Here is a 3,808-nt window from a genome sequence, read left to right on the forward strand (position 1 = left end):
TATCTGCCCGCCGGGCGGCGTGAGGGGCGTTATTGGCTGGTGGGAGACGTTCATAACACGCCGGGGCGGTCCTTGTTTGTCCGCCTGACCGGCGGCGTCACGGGCAAGGGGGCTGCTGGGCGCTGGCAAGAATATGTTGCTTAGCGTGTTATGTTGCGGAATTCCGGACCATGCCTTTTGGCCTGACATGACCTCAGATCGCCGCAACATAATCTCCTGCGTCACAAGGATTTGAGGAAGGCCATGAGGTCTTTATCGTTTTTCCATGACCGGCCGAGTTGAGGCTGCCCCACCTCGCAGAGTGCCACAGCTTGGGCTTTGAGTGTTATGTCGATCTCTGCATAGATATTGGTGGTGCTGATCGAGACATGGCCGAGCCAGGCGCGGACGGTATTGATGTCGACGCCGGCAAGGACGAGGTGGCAGGCTGTCGTATGCCGGATCACATGCGGGGTTATCGTTCTACCAGCTAACGCCGGCACCCGGGCGGCACAACGTTCGATCAGCCGATAGACGCCAAAGCGCGTGAAAGGCGTTCCAAGCCTGCTCACGAAGACCGCATTTTCGGCCGCGCGGCCGAGCACTCGTTGGGCCAGCACGGCTTTTGTCTCCGGCCAAAGCGGGCACTGGCGTGTCTTGCCACCTTTTCCATGCAAGGTGACCAGATCATGCCCCCTGTTGCCGTGCTCAAGCTGTAGATCACGCACCTTCAATTGCGTGGCCTCGGAGACGCGCGCCCCGGTATTGTAAAGAAAGAGCAGCAGCGCATATTCGTCACGCCCCCTCGGCGTCTTCCGGTCAGGCACGGCGAGCATGGCCTCCATTTCTGGCCTAGCCAACCAGCCGACCGGCTGCTGCATGGATTTTTTGGATGCGATGGCCCGGATATGGCCGCACCATTCGATATGGGCTGGGTCCCGGCTGCCGATGAAACGGGCAAACGCCCTGATGGCGGCAAGGCGCTGGTTACGGGTCCGGGCGGAACATCCCCGGTCCTCCTCCAGATGTGCCAGGAACTGCAGCACATGCTGGGTTGAGAGATCGCGCACAGCCAGCCGGTCCACGGGCTTGCGCAATTTGCGGCTGATGAACGGCAGCAGCAAAGAGAATGTATCCCGATAGCTGGAGCGCGTGTTCCGCGCCAGGTTGCGCTCGGTGACGATATGTTCGGACAGGAAGCGCCGCAGCCATGGGCCGAGGGTTACGAGATCATGCATCCTGGCCTCCATGCGCATAGCATGCAAATCGCAATGATGCCTGCTGCAGCAGCTCCGGCGTCATCGTCAGGTAGATTTTGGTGCCTTCTAGATCGGCATGGCCGAGATAGGTGGACAGTACGGGCAGCAATCTCTGCACATCCGCGCCCTGTCGATACCATGCTGTGAGGCTGTGGACCGCGAAACTGTGCCGGAAATCATGCAGCCTGGGGAACAGCCGGCCACCCGCTCTGCCATGGACACCGGTGATGCGCCGTAAGGCATCGAATGCCGCCTGAACGGTGCTGCTTGCAAGCCGCGTTCCGTCCCGATTTGCGAGCAGGAAGGATTCCTCATCTGACGCTGCCACGCCAGGGCGGCGCAGAGACATATAATCCGCCAATATTGACGCCAGGTGTGGTCCGAGCGGAACCAGCCGGCTTTTATAAAACTTGGTGGCACGTATTGTCAGGACGGCTGCTGGCAGTTCGACATCCGCCAGCGTGAGACTCATCGCTTCGCCGGCGCGCAACCCGGCGCCATACAACAGCAGCAAAAGCATCCGGAATGTATCGGCATCCAGCTGCACTGCACCCGCGCGGCTGGCTTCTATGGTGTCGCGGTCGAACAGCCTCCGCAGTTCGTCACGCGCATAAATATGCGGCGGCGTCCGGGTTGGCGGCCTCGGCTCGTTGTCCGGCATTGGTGAGGCGCTTGCATGGCCGCGGCCGATCGCATGACGCCAAAATCCGGCCAGCGCGTGATATTTGTTCTCACGCAGCCGCGTCAGCTGCCCATTGCCAGTTAAAAAAGAAAGGATATGCGCCGTGGTGACGGCATCGCATGCGGCATCGCCGTCGGCATATCTCAGAAAGCGACGCAGGATGCTTGCGCTGCCGATGAACTTCGCACCATGCGCCTGCCGGAGGGCAATGTATTGTTCGATGGCTTCTCGCAGTGTCATGCCAACCCCTCCAAATCGAGAGCCGCCACCTCGCGTAGCGCAGCGAGGTTGACCTTGGCGTAAATTGCCGTGGAGGATGGATCCCGGTGCCCCAGAAAATCCCCGATTACCTTCATCGATATGCCCTGGTCTAGGAGATGCTGGGCTGCGGCGTGCCGCAGCGCATGGGGGCCTCGCCGCCCGGCGATAATGCCAATATTTGCGAGGCGACTGGCGACGATCCCGCTCAGGGATTTTCTGTCGAGCGGCCGTATCGGCGCACATGATGTGAAGAAGAGGCTGCGCCCGAAGCCGGTTGGCCGGGCATTCCGCACGTAGCTCAGAATGGCCTGGCCGACGCTTTGCGTCAGCGGCCACAAATGGGTCCGGCCAGGCTTCGGGCAGCGCACACGGAGCCGCTCATTCTCCCAATCCAGATCGTCCAGTTGCAGGCCGGCGACTTCTCCCGCCCTCAGTCCGTAAGCGATAAACAGCATCAGAACCGCGCGGTCGCGTTTGTCGACCGGACGGTCGCCCTGGACCGAAGCCAGCAGACGCAAGACATCCTCGCGCGGCAAACCCTTCGGTATCGTCTCATCGGCCATGAACCCCGGTACCATGATGCCCGCGGCTAATCCCGACCGACACCAGCCGCGCGCTTCGGCAAATATAAAGAATGCCTTCAGACGCTGGGCGTAATCATGTATCGTCCGGCGGCTCCAACATCCGCGTTTGCGCTCCGCCATAATGGCGGCATCTACGTCCACCATCCGAAGGATGCTCAGCGTGATGCCGCGCTCCGCCAGCCAGATAAAGAAATGATCGGCGGCCCGGCGGTAGCTTTGAATTGTTGCCTCGGACAAACCGCGTTCTGCGCGCAGCCACCCTTCAAAAATGGTAGCTTCGGCATGGTGCGGGTGGCAGGAGGTCACGGGTTCATCGAGCCATCCCAGGAAACGGAGCCACTGTATCCCGAAGCTTACGAACCGCTCGTACACTTTGAGCGAGGCCGCCCGCTTACATCTACGTTCCTTCGGCCGTGCCCAGATTGCGGCTGCAGCCTCGACTTGCAGAACGGTCACCGTGCTGCCTTCCTGCAGATCCAACAGCCGGATCAGGCTCAGTTGAGCATTGGCAGCCCTGCGCAAGGTGCTCCGGCGAGCCCCGAGCCTTTGGAGACATCGCAGATAATGGGCTCGCTGCTCGGCGAGCGGCGCCGTCTGATATTTTTTGACGAATGCCGGAATGACAAAGAGTTCTTCAAACATGGTCGTGTCTCCTTGATGGTGGAGACGCAATCATGCCGATCTGGCGCCGTTGGGAAATTATGTTGACTGCCGGTTAGCCAGTTGGCGGGCCGGCTACCAATGACGGGCACTCCGCAACATAATACGCTAAGCAACATATTCCTGCCAGCGCCCCGCTGCGCCCTTGCCCGTGCCACCGCCGGTCAGGCGGACAAACAAGGACCGCCCCGGCGTGTTATGAACGTCTCCCACCAGCCAATAACGCCCCTCACGCCGCCCGGCGGGCAGATAATACCGGCACACTGCCTCGGCTTGCCGTGCCAGCATCTGTGCCAGCTCGGCCGCCGGCATGGAAAAATCAGGCTTGGGCATCGTTGCCCCTCCATCGCTACAGATTGCCCATCAATTCAGGTTCGTATTCG

The 3,808-nt window shown here is 60.7% G+C and carries 3 protein-coding genes and 2 pseudogenes; 1 reads left to right on the forward strand and 4 read right to left on the reverse strand.

Features of this window, described 5'->3' with window-relative positions:
• Positions 1–132, forward strand: a pseudogene (locus BUB54_RS21695) (DNA primase); the annotation flags it as partial.
• 89 nt (positions 133–221) lie between these two features.
• Here BUB54_RS21695 and BUB54_RS19525 read toward each other — a convergent pair.
• The 4 genes and pseudogenes from BUB54_RS19525 to BUB54_RS19540 all read right to left on the reverse strand — a co-directional run.
• On the reverse strand, positions 222–1,217 hold the full coding sequence (locus BUB54_RS19525; RefSeq protein ID WP_039885781.1) for a tyrosine-type recombinase/integrase: 996 nt from the start codon (positions 1,215–1,217) through the stop codon (positions 222–224).
• Positions 1,210–2,160 (reverse strand): tyrosine-type recombinase/integrase, encoded by a 951-nt coding sequence (locus BUB54_RS19530; protein WP_008495807.1) that lies wholly within the window; start codon positions 2,158–2,160, stop codon positions 1,210–1,212. The genes BUB54_RS19525 and BUB54_RS19530 overlap by 8 nt, the downstream gene beginning before the upstream one ends.
• Positions 2,157–3,407, reverse strand: coding sequence for a tyrosine-type recombinase/integrase (locus BUB54_RS19535; protein ID WP_048877477.1), 1,251 nt, complete (start codon positions 3,405–3,407; stop codon positions 2,157–2,159). Before BUB54_RS19535 ends, BUB54_RS19530 begins: the two co-directional genes overlap by 4 nt.
• A gap of 138 nt (positions 3,408–3,545) precedes the next feature.
• Positions 3,546–3,758, reverse strand: a pseudogene (locus BUB54_RS19540) (DNA primase); the annotation flags it as partial.
• Between the last annotated feature and the right edge of the window lie 50 nt (positions 3,759–3,808).

The organism is Acidocella aminolytica 101 = DSM 11237 (assembly GCF_900129125.1).
Lineage (GTDB): Bacteria > Pseudomonadota > Alphaproteobacteria > Acetobacterales > Acetobacteraceae > Acidocella > Acidocella aminolytica.